The sequence below is a fragment of the Syntrophorhabdaceae bacterium genome (assembly GCA_028698615.1).
Taxonomy (GTDB): Bacteria; Desulfobacterota; Syntrophorhabdia; order Syntrophorhabdales; family Syntrophorhabdaceae; genus Delta-02.
Window position 1 is genome coordinate 1 of the sequence record JAQVWF010000104.1, and the last position, 3,690, is coordinate 3,690.

Sequence of the window (3,690 nt, forward strand, 5' to 3'; positions counted from 1 at the left end):
GCCATGTCCTTGAATCCCTGTCCCCACGGTACGAGCCGCAATGCTCCGGCCCGTGGTTCATCCTTCCCGTCAACATAGGCATCGAGGCCGATACGATTGCAAGCGTTCAGAAAGTCGTCAATGCTCCATCGGTCATAGGCCATGCCAAGGACGTTGTACTTTTTCATTATCCCGGCCAGGCGTTCGGCCACGAAATCATAGTTGACCGCCCTGCCCGGCGTGGTTTCGATGTAGCCCTGCTGTTTCCACGTCCAGTAGGGTACACGGTCGCGGTTCTCGTGTTCGCGGATAGTGTCGCCGGGTTTCCAAAACCAAGCCTTGACTGTCTCGTTCTCCCCGGCTGAGACGCCGAGAAGTGCGGTTAAATCCGTCTTTCCGGACAGGTCGAGGGCAAGGTATATCCCTGCGCCTTCTTCCAGTGTGGCGTCAGTTTTACAGCCTGTCCATTCGGCGCGGGGGATGAGGGGAGACTTGGAGTCACAACGTTGATTTAAATTTAGGTTACGAAACGATGCCTCAAAACTTGGCATTCGTTGTGCGCGTTTTGCGGCCGTTGTCATATCCTCCAATGATCTGAATTTACCTAATGCTGGGTTTGCGACCTTCCATACTTCTTTATCTGTATATATGTTTTCCGCATCATCATCGGCTGCATATAGGTGACATACTGTGGAAGGATCGCGTTTAGACAAGCCATCATCTATCAAAGTAGACAGAGGGTGTTGCGGATCATTAGACTGAGTGCTAATAACAATAAAAAGCGGTTCAGGACGCGCCCCAAAAGAAGTATCAAAAGCGTCATACAGGTCTCTATTCTTTGCTTGAGCAAGTTCATCGAATGCGACGAAAGTAGGGTTCAGTCCCATTTTTGTTCCTGCTTCCGCACTAACCGCCCGAAATACTGAGCCTGTGTCCCATGCAATCATGGTCTTTGTGCTGTCGACAACCTTAATGGCTGCTGAAATATCGGGATCGGCGCGAACAATCTGGGAGCAATAGCGAAAGAGAATACCGGCCTGCTCGCGGTCATTAGCACAGGCGTAGCATTCAGCGTTCATCGACTTCTCCGGCCCCCAAAGATGCACAAGAACCAGGCAGGCGGTTAACATAGTCTTTCCGTTCTTGCGGCCCATACTGAGGATCGCCCGACGCACTATCCGCCTCCCGTCTTTATCAACGGGTCCATAAACTGCATTAATAAAATCTTTCTGAAAGGGCATTAGCTTGAAGGTGTCGCCTTCTCCTTTACCGGATGGAATTCTTAATAATTCAATGAATTTGATGATCTTATTTACTCGTTCCGTATATCGCTTCTTCATATCGCCAGTACCAATGACGGTTGAAAGGGTTTTTCTAGCTTTGCTCCCTTGCTTATATTCTGAGTGGCCCACATCGGACGGAGATTTTTTAAAGCCCAGCATCTGTTGAAATCGAGTTCGTCAGGACTTTTGAAATTGAACGCTACTATGGGAACCTTGTGGTCGATATGCCATGCTGTGCCGTAATTCTCCCAGGTCATCCCCGGCTTAAAGAGCTTTTCAAGATGCGTCTTGAGTTGATCGACCGTATAGCCGACGAGTGTTTCCCAATGTCTGCCCCGCTTAGTACCGTGTAGGGAATAGGCAATATATCGTTTGATGTTGGCGTTCAATCGACCTTTTACTGTTGCCCTTATCCGCTGTCCTGTTATCCTTGCGTATTGTTTTGTTTCTTCTGGATGGTTGACCCTCCATCGACGTACGTTGTCTATATGTCGTTCTCTGTTTTCGCTTCTCCACTTTCTTGAGGCCATTTTTCTCCGTTCTCTGTTCCGACAATAGTTATCGTGGAGCGTTGCTTTTCTTCTCTCTGGGTTTTGTTCGCGCCATATCCGAGACCGTTCTTTTGCGTCCTCACGGTGAGCTTCCCTGTATTTCGCGTTTTCAACATAGAGGCATTCACGACACGCCGATGTCAGGCCGTCCTTGCTTAATGTCCGCTTATTAAACTCGTCCGATGATTTTTCTTGTCCACATTTTGAACAGACTTTCATCCAGCTACCCTTCGCCATTCGCTTTCTGCTCGTAGAGTGCGTTACATGCCATGCAAAGCAAAACTCCCCGCTGTGCCATCAATTCCTTGCCTGTAGGTGACATCAGAGCCGATACTTTATAGACCATGACGGCAGGCGTAAAGTAGACGCATCCGCAGGAGCATGGCTCCGGTGTCTGGTCTTTAACATCGACTGTTATTTGTTGGGGCTGCATGGGATGTACTTTCTGTTTTCCGTAGCCGTTGAATTTATTCACTTCTTTCCTCCTGAGCCGATAAGACCCTCGAATTTTGACTTCTTGCCCCTGCCAGGATCAATGGCAAGACGAATCTTGGCTATTTCAGTGCCGCCGAATTCTGTCGCATACCGGATCATGTCTGCGCGGGCCGCCTTTGCCACGAGTTTTAATTGGTTCGGGATAATATTCCCGTTGCTGGTTTTCTGGATGATGGTTGCCAGCGCCCCTTTGTCCTTTCGGATCTTGTTCAATTCCTCTGTTGCGGTGCGCCAATCGGCATAGGCATCGCAATAGGCAATGACAGCCGGAACCGTGAGATCGGATATTAAGCCGAGGGCGAGGAGCACGGGCGTCACCCTGTTCCATTCCTCAAGGGCGTAATCGTTAAGGACGGCGGGCGGGGCCGGAATATTGCTGTCGGGCTCAGGTTCGCCCTTCGGAAGTTTCTGCTTGCCGGGATTTCCACTAAGCAGTTTTAGCTTCGTCGGTAACGGTTTACGGCCTTTCATTCTTTTTTCTCCTTAAGGACCGAAAATTCGTGCCCGCATTTCGGACATTCGATAATTTGAGGCTTTTCGGGTTCTTCTTCCTTTTCGGTGGTCCCGGTTGGCTCTTCGGGGTCTTTTGTCCAATCCTCCGGCAAATCAACGCCCCACTCGACAAGCGGCAGGTCGCTCCACAGGTTTGCCAGGGCATCCATGTCGTAGGAACCGAAATTGCTGTTGTCTTTGATGATGAATTCGCGTTTCTGATCCACGGTGAGGCCGGTTACGATCTTGGCGACGCACTCTTTCTCGCCTATCTGCTTCAACGCCCGGTACCGCATATTACCGCCGAGGATGATATTGTTTTCGTCAACGATGATCTCCCGAAGCTCGAGCATTTCGGGGAAGTCTTGCAGGGATTTAACAAGGCGATCCATTTCGACCTTGTCGATTCTGCGCGGATTCGTGGGATTTGGTTTGATCTGTGATAGTTTCAGCTTTTTGGTTATGATTTCCATGTTGACCCCTTATGCCAATTTGTCGGACACTAAATTGCGACTCCAAGCCCGGTTTCTTGTTTCGCGCTTTCCAAAGAATGAAGGTGCCCTACCATATGTGACAGTTATCATCTTTGCTTCCCCCATGGGTGTGAATCGTCGAGCGGCAGCCCATTAAGGTCACACGCCGCGCTGTATCCGTGCTTTTCCTGTATCTGCTTCCGTGCACTGTGACAGGTGGGACATAGACTCTGCAGTTCACCATTCCAAAACAGCTCAGCATTGCCCCTGTGTGGCGTCACGTGATCCGCTATGGTTGCCGCCGTCACCTTGCCCTGCTTCTCACACATGGCACACAGCGGATGTTCTGCAAGTTGCCTGGCGCGTTTCTGTCTCCATCTCACCGTGTGATAGAGGGGATGACTCACTTTCCCCTCC

Annotated in this window: 6 protein-coding genes; all 6 read right to left on the minus strand. The window is 50.2% G+C overall.

Annotated elements, in window-relative coordinates; all coding sequences use genetic code 11:
• The coding region (locus PHC90_14730) for a terminase large subunit (protein ID MDD3847601.1) at positions 1–1,421 on the minus strand (1,421 nt) is incomplete at its 3' end.
• On the minus strand, positions 1,316–2,050 hold the full coding sequence (locus PHC90_14735; protein ID MDD3847602.1) for a hypothetical protein: 735 nt from the start codon (positions 2,048–2,050) through the stop codon (positions 1,316–1,318). The genes PHC90_14735 and PHC90_14730, both read right to left, overlap by 106 nt.
• Entirely contained in the window at positions 2,037–2,288 is a 252-nt protein-coding gene (locus PHC90_14740) for a hypothetical protein (GenBank protein ID MDD3847603.1), read from the minus strand. Before PHC90_14740 ends, PHC90_14735 begins: the two co-directional genes overlap by 14 nt.
• Positions 2,285–2,779, minus strand: coding sequence for a P27 family phage terminase small subunit (locus tag PHC90_14745; protein MDD3847604.1), 495 nt, complete (start codon positions 2,777–2,779; stop codon positions 2,285–2,287). The genes PHC90_14740 and PHC90_14745 overlap by 4 nt, the downstream gene beginning before the upstream one ends.
• Entirely contained in the window at positions 2,776–3,273 is a 498-nt protein-coding gene (locus PHC90_14750; protein MDD3847605.1) for a ParB N-terminal domain-containing protein, read from the minus strand. Before PHC90_14750 ends, PHC90_14745 begins: the two co-directional genes overlap by 4 nt.
• A 107-nt stretch (positions 3,274–3,380) precedes the next feature.
• Positions 3,381–3,690 (minus strand): HNH endonuclease signature motif containing protein (locus tag PHC90_14755; protein MDD3847606.1); only part of this gene is annotated, 310 nt, incomplete at its 5' end.